The organism is Hafnia sp. (assembly GCF_036648275.1).
Taxonomy (GTDB): Bacteria; Pseudomonadota; Gammaproteobacteria; order Enterobacterales; family Enterobacteriaceae; genus Hafnia; species Hafnia alvei.
The window spans coordinates 1-17,090 of record NZ_JAVXIQ010000044.1; the positions used below are offsets into that span (position 1 = coordinate 1).

The window sequence follows — 17,090 nt, forward strand, 5'->3', positions numbered from 1 at the left end:
TAAATGACTTGCTAGCTCGGACCGATATTGTCGATCTGGTCGATGCGCGTGTGAAGTTAAAAAAGCAGGGCAAGAACTATCATGCCTGCTGTCCATTCCATAACGAGAAAACCCCTTCATTCACCGTGAACGCGGACAAACAGTTTTACCACTGCTTTGGCTGTGGAGCCCATGGTAACGCCATCGACTTCTTGATGAACTACGACAGACTTGAGTTTGTTGAGAGCGTTGAAGAGTTGGCGACTATGGCAGGTTTGGAAATTCCTTACGAAGCAGGAACCGGTCCAAGCCAGATTGAGCGTCACCAGCGTCAAAATCTGTATCAGTTGATGGATAGCCTTAGTACTTTTTATCAGCAGGCTTTACGTCAACCAAGCAGCCAATCAGCGCAGCAATATTTAATGCAGCGTGGACTGAGCCAAGAAATCATCGACCACTTTGCTATCGGCTATGCACCGCCGGGCTGGGATAACGCGCTCAAACGCTTTGGACGCGATCTCGCAAGCCGCACAGCGCTTAATGATGCCGGTATGCTGGTTAATAATGACAATGGTCGCACGTACGACCGCTTCCGCGACCGCGTGATGTTCCCTATCCGCGATAGGCGTGGACGCGTTATTGCTTTCGGTGGCCGTATATTGGGTGATGGTACGCCAAAATACTTAAACTCCCCCGAAACAGATATTTTCCATAAAGGCCGTCAGCTTTTCGGCCTGTATGAAGCACAGCAACGCCATCCAGAATTGGCTAAATTGCTGGTCGTTGAAGGTTATATGGATGTGGTGGCACTCGCGCAGTTTGGCATTGATTATGCCGTTGCTTCGCTGGGAACCTCGACCACATCCGAGCACATTCAACTGATGTTCCGCACCACAGATACCGTGGTGTGCTGCTACGACGGCGATAACGCCGGACGTGAAGCCGCATGGCGAGCGCTGGAAACCGCGCTGCCGTTTTTATCCGATGGTCGGCAGTTGAAGTTTATGTTCCTGCCCGATGGTGAAGACCCGGATACGCTGGTGCGCAAAGAAGGTACCGCGGCATTTGAACAACGCATTGAGCAAGCCCAACCGCTGTCAGCATTCTTATTTGATACGTTGATGCCACAGGTCGATTTGAGTACTCCCGATGGGCGTACTAAGCTCAGTGCTTTAGCTTTACCGCTGATTGGACAGATCCCAGGTGAAACCCTAAGGTTGTACCTACGGCAGTTTTTAGGTCAGAAGTTAGGCATTCTCGATGATAGTCAGCTTGATAAGCTGCTACCACGACAGGCCGAGTCAGCAAATAGTTACCAGCAGCCTCAGCTAAAACGCACGACTATGCGTATACTTATAGGATTACTGGTACAAAATCCATCATTGGCGGCTGAAGTCCCTACGCTTGAAGGTTTAAGGGAACATCAACTGCCTGGATTGCCATTATTTATAGAATTGGTTGAAACCTGCCTAGCGCAGCCTGGGTTAACAACGGGTCAGTTGATTGAGCTATATCGTGATAATAAATATGCCCAACAGCTTGAAACTTTAGCAACCTGGAACCACATGGTTATTGAGGACATGGTTCACCAAACGTTCGTCGATACATTGGGCAGTCTGTATGACTCTATGCTCGAGCAACGTCAGGAAGAACTCATCGCGTTGGATCGAACCCAAGGCTTAAACGCCGATCAACGACGAGAACTATGGGCACTCAACCAAGCATTGGCAAAAAAGAGTTAATCACCAAAATTACCTATTTATTTTAATCGTACCACCCAGTGTGAACTCGGAATGGCAAACACTTCCCAAACCGACAACACATTGAGTTAACGATTAAAAACTGAATTACGGCTTAAGTGCCGATGAAAAGCGGGGACAAGCCCCCGTATAATGCCGCAATACCGGGGAGCGGCGCGCAATGAAAAAAACCCGTGTCAGTTATTGTTGGCGGTTCTGCTGCCCAACACCGATTTAAACTCTGAAGTGTGGATACCGTCTTATGGAGCAAAACCCGCAGTCACAGCTAAAACTTCTTGTTACCAAGGGCAAGGAGCAAGGCTACCTGACCTATGCTGAGGTCAATGACCATCTGCCGGAAGATATCGTCGACTCCGACCAGATCGAAGACATCATCCAGATGATTAATGACATGGGTATTCAGGTGATGGAAGAAGCACCTGACGCCGATGATTTGATGCTGGCAGAAAACATTGCTGACGAAGATGCTGCCGAAGCCGCTGTGCAGGTATTATCAAGCGTAGAATCCGAGATCGGCCGCACGACTGACCCCGTTCGCATGTATATGCGTGAAATGGGTACCGTTGAACTTCTGACCCGTGAAGGCGAAATCGACATCGCTAAACGTATCGAAGACGGTATCAATCAGGTTCAGTGCTCTGTTGCCGAGTACCCAGAAGCAATTACTTACCTGCTTGAACAGTATGACCGTGTAGAGGCAGAAGAAGCACGTCTGTCCGATATCATTACCGGTTTTGTCGACCCTAACGCAGAAGAAGATCTGGCGCCAACCGCGACCAACGTCGGTTCTGAGCTCTCTTCAGAAGATCTGAATGACGACGATGAAGAAGAAGACGAAGACGACGACAGCGAAGATGACAACAGCATCGACCCTGAACTGGCACGTCAGAAATTCTCTGAACTGCGTGAGCAGTATGAAAAAACACGTGTAGCGATCAAAACTCATGGCCGCAGCCACGCGAAAGCAGCAGAAGAGATCCTGAATCTTTCTGAAGTTTTCAAACAGTTCCGTTTAGTGCCGAAGCAGTTTGACTATCTGGTCAACAACATGCGTCAGATGATGGATCGCGTTCGTACACAAGAACGTCTGATCATGAAGCTGTGTGTTGAACAGAGCAAAATGCCGAAGAAAAACTTCATCACCCTGTTCACCGGCAACGAAACCAACACCACTTGGTTCGAAGCAGCGCTGGCAATGGCTAAGCCTTGGGGCGAGAAGCTAAAAGACGTACGTGAAGACGTTGAACGTAGCCTGCAAAAACTGCATCAGATCGAAGAAGAAACCGGTCTGACCATCGAGCAGGTTAAAGACATCAACCGTCGTATGTCTATCGGCGAAGCTAAAGCGCGCCGTGCGAAAAAAGAGATGGTTGAGGCGAACTTACGTCTGGTTATTTCTATCGCGAAGAAATACACCAACCGTGGCCTTCAGTTCCTGGATTTGATTCAGGAAGGTAACATCGGTCTGATGAAAGCGGTTGATAAGTTTGAATACCGCCGTGGTTATAAGTTCTCCACCTACGCAACATGGTGGATCCGTCAGGCGATTACCCGTTCTATCGCGGACCAGGCGCGTACCATCCGTATTCCGGTACATATGATTGAGACGATTAACAAACTCAACCGTATTTCCCGTCAGATGCTGCAAGAGATGGGCCGTGAGCCGACGCCGGAAGAACTGGCTGAACGCATGATGATGCCAGAAGACAAGATCCGCAAAGTGCTGAAAATTGCAAAAGAGCCGATCTCAATGGAAACCCCAATCGGTGATGATGAAGATTCACATCTGGGCGACTTCATTGAAGATACCACGCTTGAATTGCCGCTGGACTCTGCAACCTCCGAGAGCCTGCGTTCTGCAACGCGTGATGTTCTGTCTGGCCTGACCGCGCGTGAAGCGAAAGTCCTGCGTATGCGTTTCGGTATCGATATGAATACTGACCATACTCTGGAAGAAGTGGGTAAACAGTTTGACGTTACCCGTGAACGTATTCGTCAGATCGAAGCGAAGGCACTGCGCAAACTGCGCCACCCAAGCCGTTCTGAAGTATTACGCAGCTTCTTGGACGATTAATTTCTTCCACATCGCGCTAAACACAAAAACCCGCCTCGTGCGGGTTTTTTATTGCATCAACATCATCGCTTATTGACCAAGTGCATCATTGAGAACCCGATAGCTCGCCACCAGCTCATCAACGGTGATCCGGCTCAGACCACTCGGGTTTGGCAGCACCCAAATTTGAGTTTTCCCAATCACCTTCTCTTGGCGCCCCCACTCCACCTTTCGAACGCCAAATGCCTGCGTATACGCCTGCTTACCGAGGATAGCGATAGATTGCGGCTGATAGCGCAGGATCTTCTCCTCAAGCGCATCACCGCCTGCACGTAGCTCTGCGCGCGTAACTTCCGCAGCCGTAACGGTTGGACGAGAAACTAACGCGGTGATACCACAGCCGGTATCCAACAAATGCTGCTCATCCTGCGGAGCCAACTGCCGTTGGGTGAATCCGGCCAGATGAATGACTTTCCAGAAGCGATTTGTCGGATTAGCAAAATGAAAACCCTGATGCGCCGAACTTAATCCCGGGTTAATCCCACAAAAAACGACACGAAGGTCGGGAGCTATAATGTCCTGAAGCATCTGTCTTACATCCTATTCAATTTACGAATGGCTAAGATCTTACAGAAATTACAACGATCTAGCTATGCTCAAAAAAGCTGCAACCGCCACAAAGCTACTGGATCTCATGCCCGCTTTTACTCTATAATCCCCGCCACTCGGCCCCTTAGCTCAGTGGTTAGAGCAGGCGACTCATAATCGCTTGGTCGCTGGTTCAAGTCCAGCAGGGGCCACCAAATTTTAGCTTTAGATTCAGTCATTTAGGCCACTTCATACGAAGTGGCTTTTTTGTTTCTGATAACTAATTGGCAGCAAAATGGCAGCAGGTTTTTTTTCTTTTTACGTCCCACTCACTTACGCACAAAAAAAAGCCCACTCAAAAGTGGGCAAAAAAAAGAGTTAAACAGAACTAAAAGGCTAAAACTGACTGACCATTTTTAGCCGGATGTGGCTCAACCATATTTATTAGCTGTGGTTTGGATATGACTCTTACTACCGTTTCATGAGAAACAAACGTCAGGCTGCAATTGATATTAGTGCATTGGTGATAGCGTTCTTTGGTTTCGCTGGTGACAACGAAACTACTTCTTGTATGTGCTGGACACCCACATAGTGGACAATTCATCATGATAGCTCCCCCAAAGAAATCCCAATTGTGAATAATTTTAAACCATAATCACAAAATGGGGTATATCTATTCCATGCCTAGATCATCAATCTTCACTTCCAACTCTAGCGCCGTTGTATAGCCGCCATCGCTTAAAGAATGCATAACCGTCGTTAGCAACCAGTCCGCCGCGTCTATTTCCGCTTTGAATCCCTGAACCTTAACCGGCACTTCTGGATATAACTCGGCACGGCCACGGGCCAACTGGATGGAAAACGTCGCCACACCGCGCTGCAATTTTTGCCATGCTGCCTTGGCTGCTCGCTCAGCGTTGCCCTTATTGGCATAGGTGTGACCCAACACCAACACATTGCCTTCAGCTCCCATCAGGTAATCTCCCTGTTTAGCCTCCGGCTCCTTGGGTTTCGCCTTACTCTTAGTTTTGCGTTTACGCTTGACCGCTACCTGCTCTTTTTTCTTTGGCTCTCGCGTATTTAACCAGCTCGCAGTAACGCCGGTATAAGCCCCACGATCAGCCAATCCAAAGCGGTGCTGGTCACCATCGCCGCGTTTGATCGTGACTGCTGGGATGGGTTTGCCGCTGGCCGTTCTGCCCTGCCCTTGGCGGATAAACAGCAACTTGCCCCCTTTCACCGACGCCACTGCGCCTTCTTGCTTTGCCAATCGCGTCAAAAAACTGCCGTCTGATTCATTGGTTTGATCGACGTGGGGGATTTTTACCTTCTCCAGCGTGCTATCCAATGCCACATCCAGCTTATTGCGCTTGGCAATGGTCGTCACGATGTCGCCCAGCGTCTTGTCGTGGTACGAGGCCTCGCGTTGGATATTTAGGGTGTCTCGAAAGTCGGCACTACGCGCACGCAGGGTCAGCTTATCCGGCGCACCGGAATGCTCAATCTCATCCACCACAAATAAGCCTTTAGGGGTTAACGGTTTGCCTTTCCATCCAAGAGAGAGACTTAATCCAACACCACGGCGCGGTAACGCTAGCGCGCCGTCGGTATCATCCAGCTCAATATCCAACTGGTCAGCTTCAAAGCCACGGTTATCTGTTAACGTCAGCGACATCAGGCGCTTTTCAATCTTTGCCGTAATGTCATCACCGTCCATCTTCAAACTAAATGCGGGTGCATTATCCTGCCCGCTTACCCAGTCCGGTGCGATCATGACAACATCCCGCTTAGTGCATCCGTTGCACTGACCTTCATCTGATTGAGCTGGTCACCCAGATCGCCAAACATTTCAGCCAGTGATTCATCCACGCGCTTTAACGTAATGGTGAACTCAATCTGGCGCGCCGAGCCGTCACGAAAGAAAACCTTTTTCGTTTGGTTAATACTCTCGATCACGAACATGCCGTAAATCGTTCCCGCACCATCCAGCAAGGACCACGCCTTGCCGGTTTCCGCCATCATCTCCAGCGTCAACATAGAGAGCCGTCCACCGGTTAAGGCGGGGAATAGCTGCCCTGTCAGCGTCACGGTGTCAGTATCCGGTCCCAAAAACTGCGACGAGGGACGCAGGCCCACACGGCTATTCGTGGCGTGACGCCACGCCTTTTGCAGCTGTAGCTCCTGATAAGGCACCGTTTGCAACATGAATACAAATAATCCCAGCGTCAGCATCATCAGAAAATCCCCCTGTCACTAAATCCACTGCGCGCACGCGCCTGTTGTTTACGATCTCGCTCATCCATTGCCTGCATCACCATGCGCGCAATATCTTGCGGCGATTGGCTTGGCGCGGCGTGAATATGGATCTCGGTGTGATTACCTGCTGCCGGTGATGTACTGGCCGCATTGACCGCCACTACCGGTGCAGCCCGATACTCTGCCGCCGGTAAACTGAATGGGTGGAGAGGCGCAGCGGCAGCAGGAACTGCGGCACTCATGCCCAGCGCGGCTACGGCTGCCATAACCGCTGTTTGTTTGCGGCCCGTCACGCGTGCAGGACCGTTAACCAATTCAGGCCCACGCTCCCCAACGATGCCAAACTGCCCTGATGGGATGGTGCCACCGCTGTCATACATTCCCGCAAAGCTTAGACCCGACGGGCTAGGGATTGGCGCACCACCGGCCCCAACAACCGGCCCCGCTGTTTTATCTGATTTCATCCAGTCCGGCAGATAGCTGGATAACGATGTGAGTTTGGCTTTCAAGGTTTCCCACTTCTCATTAATTCCCGCCAGCAGACTGTCGATCATATTGCGCCCAGCCTCGACAAACTGCGCCGGTAACGCTTGTACACCTGCCACAATTTCCGCCCATTTATTCCCGATAAACAACGTGATCGCGTTCCATGTTTCACTTGTCCATTGGCTAATACTGGCCCATAGCGCCTTGATTTTGGGTCCCAACGTGTCCCAGTTCTGCCAAATATAAATTGCGGCCATCGCAATGCCCGCCAGAATAGCCAATAGAGGGTTAGCCAACATTGCACGCCCTAGCCACAACACTGCCGTACCGACAAAGCGAAAGACTTTAGCCAAACCACCAAGCAAACCGATAATGCTTGGCAGCTTCATTCCCAGCAGACTGAGCCCAAAGCGTAAAGCAGCGTAAGGACCAAGGAGTCCAGCCAGCGTGATAGCAAGCCCACCAAACCCAGCTAAAAGCAGAGAAGCACCGGCGGCGGCTTTAACGAACCCACCGGCCAGCCGTGGGTTTTCTTCAACAAAGCGACGAAAGGCACCGGTGGCACGCTTGGCGAGGTCAATCACTTCCAGCAGCGGATCACGCAGCGTTTCCCCCAGTGAAGCAAAGGTATTTTTGACACCGGTTTGCAGTAGCAGGTACTGGGAAGAGAGAGAGTTTTTATCAATGTCAGACTCACGCTGCATTGAACCTTTAGCCCCCGCCTTCTGTGTTAGGCCGAGCTGCCGAATAAATTCATCAATGTTAAGCCCTAGCTTCTGCGCATCGTCGCCAAACTCTTTGCCAAACAGCTGCGTCATAACACTGAGCTGTTTCTCTTTGGACAATCCTTTGATGCGCCCCAATACATCCTGAATGGTTGCCACCGCATTATTGGCAATACCTTTTTCCAATTTATTCGCATTCAGGCCCAGCGTGTTCATTCCCTGAATAAAGCGCTTGCCCTGCATGGAGGCGATCCCCAATTCACGCACCATCGCCTTACTCGCTGACGCTGCCACCTCTGGCGCAGCACCAAGGGAAAGGAAGGTGGACCCCAACGCCGCCGCCTGTTTGTAATCCATCTTGTCGGCAATATCGCCCATGCGCTGCATCACATTGATGATGTCCGCCCCTTTGGATTGCGCGTTATCGTCCAAATAGTTGAGCGTGTCGCCCAGCTCTTCCAAATTGCTAATAGGGATTTTGTACAAAAACGCAATCTTGCCGAGATCTTCCGCTAATTGGTCGGCGGGCATTTCAAAGGCTTTGGATGCCTTTGCCGATACAGCGGCAAAGTTTAGTAGGTCTTTTTTCTGCTTCGCCCATGGGTCGCTGTCGTTCGTCACCCCCATACGCGCGCCACCTTCTACCAACGCGGCAATATCAGCTGCGCCGTTTGCCATCGGCAGCGTTTCACTTAGGCGCTGGATGTCTTTTTGCAGTTCGTAATACTGCGCCGTGCGCCCCCCCTTATCATCCAGTAGAGCATTGACCTGCTTGGCGACGCCTTTCATGGCGTCCTCAATCTGGCTGTAACTTTTTACCGCCCCAAGAACCGGCGCACCGATGGCTAACCCTGCCGCCGTCGAGGTTGCCCCCGCACCGGCAATCCGGTTGCGCATGTCCAGCGTTTTGCCGTATTGGGCCTTGGCTGCAGAGATTTTGCGCTGTTGCTCACCGGTGCGTTTTAGCAACCGTTCCTGCTCTTTTAACTTTGCATTGTAGCGTTCGGTTTCAGTCGTGATCCGCGCCGTGGCTTGTTCACCACTCTTGGCCGAAATACCCATGCGGTAAAGTTCAGCGCGTGTTTTCCCCATTTGGGCCACGCTTTCACGCTGCTTAGTCTCCAGCTTATTCACGGCGCGCCATTGCGCCTCTAATGCCTGCGTCTGTTTCTTGGTCGGACTTTCCAGCTGGGACAGCTCACGGGTCATCATTTGCGCTTTTAACTTGGCTTGATCGAGTTCGTTGCCCGTCTGACGGACAGCATTAGATAGCGCATTAAAAGACGTGAGTTTTTGACCGGCTTCATCAAGCCGTTTGAGTGCATCGCGGGAATTTTTGACATCTTGGGCCAGCGCTCGCGTGCTGGCCTGTGCCATTTTGAAAGGTCGGGTTAGTTTATCAACGGCGTTGAGGACCACCTGCAGCCGCAAATTTTTATCACTCATCACTAGCACCACTGCGTAATATGGCTCGGTGCCGCCACTCCAGCAGTTCAGGCAGTGACATGTCGTCAGTGACGGCAGGTGACCAGTGGAAAATGGTGGCAACGTCCGCCACCAAATCTTCCACCATCAAGCTGTCGGGATATCGGACTTCACCCGATTCGGCAGCAAAAAAAGCACCACCTCCGTACTCAAGGTGATTAAGTCCGCCGGATCGAGCATCAGGACTTCCGCGCGGGTAAGCGCTGGCGTTGTCACACGTGGTAGAACCAGCGTCATATTATCCACATCCATTTCCATCAGCGCTTGCAGGCGGCAACCGCGCAATGCTCCCGACTGCGGTTTGCGCACCACAATCTGCGTGATAGTGGTATTACCGCGCTGAATGGGCGTATCTAAATCCACGGTTTTTTCGGTCACTTCGCCGGTGGCAATATCCACGGTCACCGGCTGCTCCGCGTCGTTCTTCTTCGTTGTCATAGTGATACCTACTTAATGAAATAAGCGCGGCGCTAACCGCGCATAAAATGAGAATTACAGGCCAATAGCCGTGCGGTGCGCTTCAAGCAAATCAACGCCATTTGCGCGCTCAATCATGTTGATGGTGTCAACTTCGATCAGCTCTTCGCCGTTAATCGTCAATTTGTAATACGTCGGTGAGAAAGGGACTTTGGTGGTTGAGCTGTCGCCCTGCTTGGTATCACCGCCGTCAATTTCTTTGTAACGTCCGCGCACCACCACTTCGACGGCCTGCACTTCTCCGGAATCATCGCGCTGAATGGAGCCGGTAAAACGCAGCATCACCGCGTCCGCCTTTGCTGCGCCCCACTGTTTAAACAGCAGCAACTCCGTGCCGCCCAGCGTGAATTCACACTCCAGCGCCCCATCATCCAGACCCAGATCAACATCCGCCGAGCCGTTCATTCCGCCGCCACGGTATTTTTCAAATTTACGGGTCAGTTTTGGCAGAGTGAAGGACTCCACGATCCCCATCCAGTTAATGCCATCGCTGAACATGTTCAGATACTTAAACTTACGAGGTAATGCCATTGGTTGTTCCCCTTAGCCCTAAGCCTTTACCTTTGAAGTGAAATCCATCAGGTATGAATCAGTGATACGCTGGCGTAACAGCAGGTTTTCCAGCGGCGGGACGGGGGTGTAGTCGTAATCCAGCAACAACTTGCCCGCCTTCAACGTGTCTTTGGTATTACTATCCGCATCCAAATAGCAACGCCCGCCCAGCAGATAGCCGCCTGAAACCATTTCACGCAGTTTGGCGTTAATGCCTTCGATAATGTCGCGCACCAGTGACGGCGTCAGCGGCTTATCAATCGCCCACATATGCGCTTCGGCCATCGTGTCAGCTAATACCTGCGCGGTGCGGGTATAACATTCAAAGGCAAACAGCGGATCGTCCGAACAGCAGCGGGACCCCCAAAAACGGAAACCGTCTTTGCGAATAAGCGTGGTGATGTCGTTCTGGTTGAGTAATCCGGCATCGGTGGCTGTGTTCTGTAAATCCCAATAGACATCAGCAGACAAACCAGTGACACCGTTCACGCCCACGTTAGACAGGGATTTATGCCAGCCGGTCTCTTCATCAATCTTGGCTCGCAACCCCAATGCACGCGCGGTGGCATACGCAATGCCATCGGCATTGGTCACCGTGTCCCAGTTGATAAAGTCAGGCCAAATCAGCATCAGTTCACGCTGGCTGAAATTCTCACGATAGGCGATCACTTCTTCGATGGTTTTGCAGCCATAGGCGCTCACATAAGCAAAGGCGCGCAACTGCTGCGAAATTGAAGCTAGCTCGGTAGCGACGGCCTGCGTGTCATGTGCAGGAACACCCAAAATACGCGGTTTTACGCCCAGTTGAGCCTGCGCGGCCAATAGCGCTTTTAATCCGGTTTTCTTGCCCTCTGCGGTGACCGAACCAATAATATTGGTCGTGGTTTCCGCTTCGGTTTCCCCCTGCTCGACACGAACCACCACCACAACGGGTTTACATTGGTCAGCAATTGCATCCAAGGATTGCGCCAGTGTGCCGGTGGTGCCTGCTTTACCGATTGCGGTTAGCACATCGGTGATAAGCACGGGCTTATTAAGAGGGAACGCGGTTTGGTCCGCATCGTCGCCGGTGCAAACCATCCCGATGATGGCCGTACTGACGGTGGTGATGGTGCGCGTGCCTTCGTTGATTTCTTGGACGCGCACACCGTGGTGATAATCTTGAGCCATAAAGCGGATCTCCTGTTCAGGTGTTCCGCTATGGTGAAAGAGAGGGGAAAAAGAATCATGCGGTGGGCATTGTGACAACGTTGGCACAATACCCAGAGGGATCAGACTGTAGGCATCTCAGGCCAAACCACATCAGGAGCCGTTGACGTATCCACCCGACTCAACAACACCCGATAGGTTCGCCATGTGGTTAGGCTATTTAATTCTGCTTCTGTTGCCATCCCTAAATCTACCGCATCCTGTAACGGCGTAATTTTTTGGTTTGCTTCAGCCATCAGTTGAGACTTTTTGTTTTCGGCTTGTTCAACTTGCTCAGCCAGCGTATAAACACGGGGGGCTACTTTCCCGTCCCGATACTGCCATCCACCATCGATCCAAACATCATTGAATTTTGTGGAGTATGCCACCTCTGCCACGCTTCTATCGATAGGCCAAAGCGTCGTTATGTCACGTGAAAAAGCACAAATAATGCCCTCATCATCAATGACAAGTTTCATGGTGTCAGCAGCAAATTTCTTCTGAGCGTCATACCAGTCCGTTCCGTCTTCCGCACGTAAAAACATCACATTATGCGTTTCTGCAAATTCTGCCTGTTCACCTGCTTTGGGTTGATATCGAGTAAACCTTTCAAAAAAATTCATGCTTTAACCTCGCGCAATCGTGATCCAGTTACCGTTGATATTTTTCTGTATCCAACTGTAATAGAACCCCTCATTGTTATCCCACTCCCCATTGACCTGAGTGCCAATGAGCACGGCCCCACTGGGCACTAAGCACTGACCTGAGTTTTTCCCTGCATCAATATAAGTCACACCTGATTGCCTGATATCACTGACTAGATTCTGATACGCCCATGTTTTAGCTTGCTCTCGCGCATCATTGGCACTGTTTTGGGCATAGGCTTCGGAAGCAACATTACCCACACCACCAATATTGATGGCTCCAGTTGCGGGGTCAAACACCCAAGCTCGGTCAATACCATCCCCGATAACATGAATACTCGGTTGAGCAAACCCTCTATCACCACCCGGCAACAGATAGCCAAACGATACGGCTGACGGCCAGCCTTGACCGATTCGAACAGAGCGGCCTTTCACCAGTGGGACGTAATGACCACCTGAATTTGGTGCCCAACTGAAATTTTGCACGTAGAACGGCGCACCTGAATTCAGTTGGGTATTGAATGCTCCCGAACCACGGGGCTCAATATCTGGCTTAGTATCGTAATACTTCGCACTATCTAGGTATCCAACACTCCCACCGGCAGACGGCACGGCTTCAATCTCTCTGGGCGTCGGTTTCTTTGCCGTGGTATAAAACTCAAACATGCCATTCCAGATTGAGCTATCACCATTTTTGGTTCTGCCAAAAACACCACCACCGGAGTCATAACAAAAACCAAGTTGAACGCGATATCGGTCAAACTGCTGATTCATATAGTCGAATAAAACAAGGTTTCTACCTGACGTATTATTCAACGTATCAGAGTAAATAAAGGCGGTAGAGTTAGGCGTCACGTTATTTAAATTATTGCTTGCGACACCATCCTGATTGATACCGTTGGATAGCATTTGTCGTGCTGTCGAAATAGATCCAACGTCATGCGCCGAGGGTTTATGACTTTCCGAATAAACTTCTACCCACTGAGTCCACGGACCACTTCCGTTCCACACACTGGATAAACTACGTAGAAACTTTCGTGATGCTGAATAGGTCGTGTATTCCTGCTGACACCCGTATGCTGAGGGCGTCACTAATAATGTTCCCGATAATTGGATAGGATAGTGCTTATCGGCTAGCGCGCTAACATCAGCGTTTTGACGATAAACACCCGCATGCTCATAGCCACCTAACGTATTTAAATCCACGCTAAGCACTTTGTTAATAATTGGTAGCGCGTTTGCTGCCTTATTGACGGTATCGTTTAAACCGAGGTTTTCGATAAACACCGGTTTATTGGGAATATCCGCACCGTTCTGGTCTTTAGCGAGGCGACCATTCGCATTCTGGTTTGCTTTCCCCGCATTGTCGTCGGCGGTTTTCGCATGATTATCGGCCTCGGATGCCTTATCAAAAGCCCCTTTAACCGCTTTCGGCGTGGCGGCTAATGTCTCGCTGCTGCTATCTGTGGCGCTGCTAAGCTGAACGATCCCTTTTTGAGCCGTGCTCGCGTCCTGCGCGGTATATTTGCCGTTTGCCAAATCATAGGCCGCTTTGACGGCTTTAGGGGTAGCCGCTAACGCCTCGCTGTCGCTATTGGTGGCGCTGCTCAGTTGGGTAAAACCTTTCTCTTTGAGCGTGGCATCAGGATGGCGGCGCGATTGCTCATGCTCCAGCAATTTATCGTCAACGTATTCCTGTGTAGCAAGCACGGTTGAGCTATCAATCAGCAAATTGACCGTGTCCATATCGCTGACAATCACCACCATGCGCAGGGTCTGCGCACGGCCAGAGCCTTCGGATAACAGTGGCTTGTAACTCTCGGCCATATTACTGACCGCAATCAGCGCGCCGGTGTCGTCATAGAGACCGAGCTCACGCATCCAAAAGCCGCCAATCTCCGGTGGAATAACCAACTCGGCCACTAAATAATTCTTCTTTTTGGGATCAACGATCACCTTATTAAGTGCGGCGCGGTGCTTCTCCGCAATCAGCTTAGTTTGCGTGGGTACGGGTGTCGGCAATGAACCACCGCCATCACCCACGGCCATCTGTGTCAGGTTAATTTTAGCCCCGCCCGCTGTAGCGGCGGCAATCTTGGCTGCACCGACGGTTGTGAGTACGGCTTTATATTTTTGCGCCATGGCATTAGCTCCCTTCGTCGGGATAAACAGTGATAATGTCGCCGTCATATACGGCGGCACCGGTATAGGCATAGCCCGCGACGTCTTGAATAATGGTCAGCCCGATCAGGTGACGGCTGACCGGCTTGGCATCAGCGATCAGGCGTTCCATTTCCTGATACATCGCCTCATCTATACCGCTTTCCAACACCCCGATATCCAGCCGGAATGTGCCTGCGGGGTCATTATTTTCCCACCACTCACTGACGTTAATTAGGTATCCCAGCGGTTCAACCACGCGACGAATAGCGCTGATAGTGCCCTTTCGGCTATGGATATAAAACGCATCAGCCACCACCTGCCGCTTGGTTTCCTCCGGCCAATGCTCATCCCAGCGGTCAACCGAACGGGACCACGCCAGATAAGGTAAAAACGCAATGGGGCAGGTTTCAGGGTTCCATAGGTCACGTAACGGCACTTGCAGATCGTTAATCCCTTTGCAGGTTTGCGCCAACCGACGTTCTAGCGCAGAGGCAGACGATGGCAGCAGGCTAGGCTCATTCATCAGATCCCCCAATCGCTACGCGCCAGTCAGTGCAATACGCCGCCTGTGCTTTATCTAGGATCACGTCTTGTTTTGGTTCAGTGAGTTCGACACGCTGCACACCCTCAACATGTAGCGCAGCGTGCAAGGCTGATATGCGGATGTCTCGCCCCAGTCGTCGCTGGGTACTGATATAGTTTTTTAAGCTGTTTTTAGCCGCGGCCAGAATGGGTTCAGACTCCGGCCCCTGATAGACATACAACACCGCGTTGATGGTGTAAGACACAATCTGCGCTGACTGCACGGTCAGGCGATCCGCCACGGGACGCACGTTTTCATCATTCAGGGCATTTCTTACCGCTGCCAATAATTCGGCATCTGCTTGACCATCTCCCGCGCGTGCTAACACGGTGACCACCACCTGCGCAGGTTCGGGACTAATCGCGCTCACATCGGCCACCCGTCCGTCCGCACTCAAGGCGTGATACTGATAAGACGCCGATGGACCCGCAACGGATAGCCCTTCAAAAGCGGCAGGAATACGGGCGCGCAAATCGGTATCGGACTCCATCACCGCATCCACCGGTGGAATAGTGTCCGCGTCAGCAGGCATCACCACCAAGCGAGTCACATCGTTGTTGGCGGCAAGCTGGTCCAAATCACTGCCGAGCGCATACGCCACCATAACCGCCTGCGCGGCCTCGTTGACTCGCTGGCGCAGCAGTAATTCACGGTAAGCATTTTCCTGCAGCAGCTTAACAATGGGTTCAGATTCCAGCTGCAGTGTGCGCCGCACAGCGTCCTGCTCGTCAGCGGGATACAGCGAAATCAGAAAGTTTTTGCGTTCAGTCAGCAAGGTTTCAAAATCCAACGCCTCCACCACATTAGGGGCTGGCAGTTGTGACAAATCAACGGACGCCATCAGGAATGTTCTCCCAGTGAAATAGACAAACTAGCGGGACTGCCATCGGTTCGTGCACCGGATAATTCAACGGTCATTGCGCCATTCATTTCCGTATTAATTTGGATACGCTGCAGCTTAATGCGCGGCTCCCAGCGGCTAATGGCGGTATAACTTGCCGCCATCACCTGCAACTTGACCGCATCGTTTTGCGGCCAGTCGATGAGCTCTGGCAATAACGAGCCATATTCACGACGCGCAAGACGAGAACCCACGGGGGTCACCAAAATATCCCGCACGGATTGCCGTATATGCTCAAGCTCGGTAATCCGTTTGCCGGTTAGCTGATTCATACCCAGATATTTCATTTCACTGGCTCCCCAGAGTTATCCCCGCCCGACTTCACGTCGCTGTGTTTATGCGCATCGACCACCACACCATTAGACGAAAGCTTGCCGCCGCTGTGAGTAATATCCCCGTTCATGGTTCCGCCCTCAGTGACGGACATTTGCGGTGTTTCTAGCAAGGTGGCGCAGCGCACTTTTGGCGTATCAAAAAAGACTTCTTCTGACGCGACCAGCACCAGCTGCTTGATGCCGCTTATCAATAATTTGCTGCTCTCAGGGTCATATTCGAAATGGGCGCCATCGGGGAACGTCACCACCAACGCATTTTCAGATTGGGACGGCGGCGGATTTTCATCGGAATAGATAGCAGGTAGCGCAAAAGCTGTGGTCAATTCGCCCCCAATGGCAAGCAATAGCACCTGCTCCCCAATTGATGGTTTCCACCATGTGCGCGCAGCTCCCGCGCGCATCGTCAGCCACGGTATCCAGCCAGTTTGGTTTTCTCCAGTAGCCACACGGCACAGCCATTTATCTGCATCAACTTCAATAATGCAGCCGGTGCGGATCATGTTGCGCAGTAAACGCAGGAGTTCATTGAGTTCTGTATTCATAGGAATAGCGTGCCATCAGGACGATGGCACGTGCATTACTGGGGGATTGTTTGATTTACAGCACAATGAGAGCCACAGGTTTAATGTTCGCTTAAGTAGTTAATTAATTCATCACCTACGCGCTCAATATCTATTTCCGTCATGCCTAGTAGCTTGCGTTGTGGATATTTAACAATAAAACCACGCTTTCCAAATTTTTCACGCAGGCCCAGTTGATGCGTGGCAGCAATGCGCTCTGTCCGACCATTATTAAATCGCACCTCAGCCATATCAGGCTGCGCCTTCGTTTTTAGATAACGCGCCGTGCGGATTTTGCGAAACATCTTGCGCTTAACTCGCCCTTTTTTGTCACGCTTTTGCGGCTTACGTGCCT

Annotated in this window: 18 protein-coding genes and 1 tRNA gene; 3 read left to right on the forward strand and 16 right to left on the reverse strand. The window is 51.3% G+C overall.

All coding sequences use genetic code 11. From position 1 onward, the window contains the following. Positions 1 to 1,721 (forward strand): DNA primase (gene dnaG / locus RSC70_RS20010; protein ID WP_332543368.1); only part of this gene is annotated, 1,721 nt, incomplete at its 5' end. A gap of 259 nt (positions 1,722 to 1,980) precedes the next feature. Beyond that, positions 1,981 to 3,813 (forward strand): RNA polymerase sigma factor RpoD, encoded by a 1,833-nt coding sequence (gene rpoD / locus RSC70_RS20015; protein WP_025799013.1) that lies wholly within the window; start codon positions 1,981 to 1,983, stop codon positions 3,811 to 3,813. A 69-nt stretch (positions 3,814 to 3,882) separates the two neighbouring features. Here rpoD and mug read toward each other — a convergent pair whose 3' ends face one another. Continuing rightward, entirely contained in the window at positions 3,883 to 4,380 is a 498-nt protein-coding gene (gene mug / locus RSC70_RS20020; protein WP_332543371.1) for a G/U mismatch-specific DNA glycosylase, read from the reverse strand. Between the two features lie 139 nt (positions 4,381 to 4,519). On the opposite strand from mug, the gene RSC70_RS20025 reads away from it, so the two are divergent. Further along, positions 4,520 to 4,595 (forward strand) — tRNA-Ile (locus RSC70_RS20025). Positions 4,596 to 4,768: 173 nt separating this feature from the next. On the opposite strand, the gene RSC70_RS20030 is transcribed toward RSC70_RS20025, so the two are convergent. From RSC70_RS20030 to RSC70_RS20100, 15 genes are all read right to left on the reverse strand, one after another. After that, positions 4,769 to 4,987 (reverse strand): ogr/Delta-like zinc finger family protein, encoded by a 219-nt coding sequence (locus RSC70_RS20030; RefSeq protein WP_131000476.1) that lies wholly within the window; start codon positions 4,985 to 4,987, stop codon positions 4,769 to 4,771. Positions 4,988 to 5,053: 66 nt separating this feature from the next. After that, entirely contained in the window at positions 5,054 to 6,154 is a 1,101-nt protein-coding gene (locus RSC70_RS20035; RefSeq protein ID WP_332543374.1) for a phage late control D family protein, read from the reverse strand. Beyond that, positions 6,151 to 6,615, reverse strand: a complete 465-nt coding sequence (locus tag RSC70_RS20040) for a phage tail protein (RefSeq protein WP_166493010.1) — start codon at positions 6,613 to 6,615, stop codon at positions 6,151 to 6,153. The genes RSC70_RS20035 and RSC70_RS20040 overlap by 4 nt, the downstream gene beginning before the upstream one ends. Then, entirely contained in the window at positions 6,615 to 9,293 is a 2,679-nt protein-coding gene (locus RSC70_RS20045) for a phage tail tape measure protein (protein WP_332543379.1), read from the reverse strand. The genes RSC70_RS20040 and RSC70_RS20045 overlap by 1 nt, the downstream gene beginning before the upstream one ends. After that, complete coding sequence (locus tag RSC70_RS20050; protein ID WP_070715247.1) at positions 9,286 to 9,405, reverse strand: GpE family phage tail protein; 120 nt, start codon at positions 9,403 to 9,405, stop codon at positions 9,286 to 9,288. Before RSC70_RS20050 ends, RSC70_RS20045 begins: the two co-directional genes overlap by 8 nt. Positions 9,406 to 9,419: 14 nt before the next feature. Next, positions 9,420 to 9,770, reverse strand: coding sequence for a phage tail assembly protein (locus tag RSC70_RS20055; protein WP_332543381.1), 351 nt, complete (start codon positions 9,768 to 9,770; stop codon positions 9,420 to 9,422). Between the two features lie 54 nt (positions 9,771 to 9,824). Further along, complete coding sequence (locus RSC70_RS20060; protein WP_166493008.1) at positions 9,825 to 10,340, reverse strand: phage major tail tube protein; 516 nt, start codon at positions 10,338 to 10,340, stop codon at positions 9,825 to 9,827. 18 nt (positions 10,341 to 10,358) lie between these two features. Beyond that, positions 10,359 to 11,531 (reverse strand): phage tail sheath protein, encoded by a 1,173-nt coding sequence (locus RSC70_RS20065; RefSeq protein WP_332543385.1) that lies wholly within the window; start codon positions 11,529 to 11,531, stop codon positions 10,359 to 10,361. 101 nt (positions 11,532 to 11,632) lie between these two features. Then, the gene (locus RSC70_RS20070; RefSeq protein ID WP_332543387.1) at positions 11,633 to 12,172 is read right to left on the reverse strand and encodes a tail fiber assembly protein; all 540 of its coding nucleotides are present in this window, start codon (positions 12,170 to 12,172) and stop codon (positions 11,633 to 11,635) included. 3 nt (positions 12,173 to 12,175) lie between these two features. Continuing rightward, positions 12,176 to 14,335: a phage tail-collar fiber domain-containing protein gene (locus tag RSC70_RS20075; RefSeq protein WP_332543389.1), complete on the reverse strand. Its 2,160-nt coding sequence runs from the start codon at positions 14,333 to 14,335 to the stop codon at positions 12,176 to 12,178. A 4-nt stretch (positions 14,336 to 14,339) separates the two neighbouring features. Beyond that, positions 14,340 to 14,879 (reverse strand): phage tail protein I, encoded by a 540-nt coding sequence (locus tag RSC70_RS20080; protein WP_332543391.1) that lies wholly within the window; start codon positions 14,877 to 14,879, stop codon positions 14,340 to 14,342. After that, positions 14,872 to 15,780, reverse strand: coding sequence for a baseplate assembly protein (locus RSC70_RS20085; RefSeq protein ID WP_332543393.1), 909 nt, complete (start codon positions 15,778 to 15,780; stop codon positions 14,872 to 14,874). The genes RSC70_RS20080 and RSC70_RS20085 overlap by 8 nt, the downstream gene beginning before the upstream one ends. Then, on the reverse strand, positions 15,780 to 16,127 hold the full coding sequence (locus RSC70_RS20090; RefSeq protein ID WP_332543395.1) for a GPW/gp25 family protein: 348 nt from the start codon (positions 16,125 to 16,127) through the stop codon (positions 15,780 to 15,782). The genes RSC70_RS20085 and RSC70_RS20090 overlap by 1 nt, the downstream gene beginning before the upstream one ends. Next, positions 16,124 to 16,717 carry a phage baseplate assembly protein V gene (locus tag RSC70_RS20095; RefSeq protein WP_332543397.1) on the reverse strand — a complete coding sequence of 198 codons (594 nt, stop codon included), beginning with the start codon at positions 16,715 to 16,717 and terminating at the stop codon, positions 16,124 to 16,126. The genes RSC70_RS20090 and RSC70_RS20095 overlap by 4 nt, the downstream gene beginning before the upstream one ends. Positions 16,718 to 16,797: 80 nt before the next feature. Further along, positions 16,798 to 17,090: phage virion morphogenesis protein (locus RSC70_RS20100; RefSeq protein WP_332543399.1), on the reverse strand; the 293-nt coding region annotated here is incomplete at its 5' end.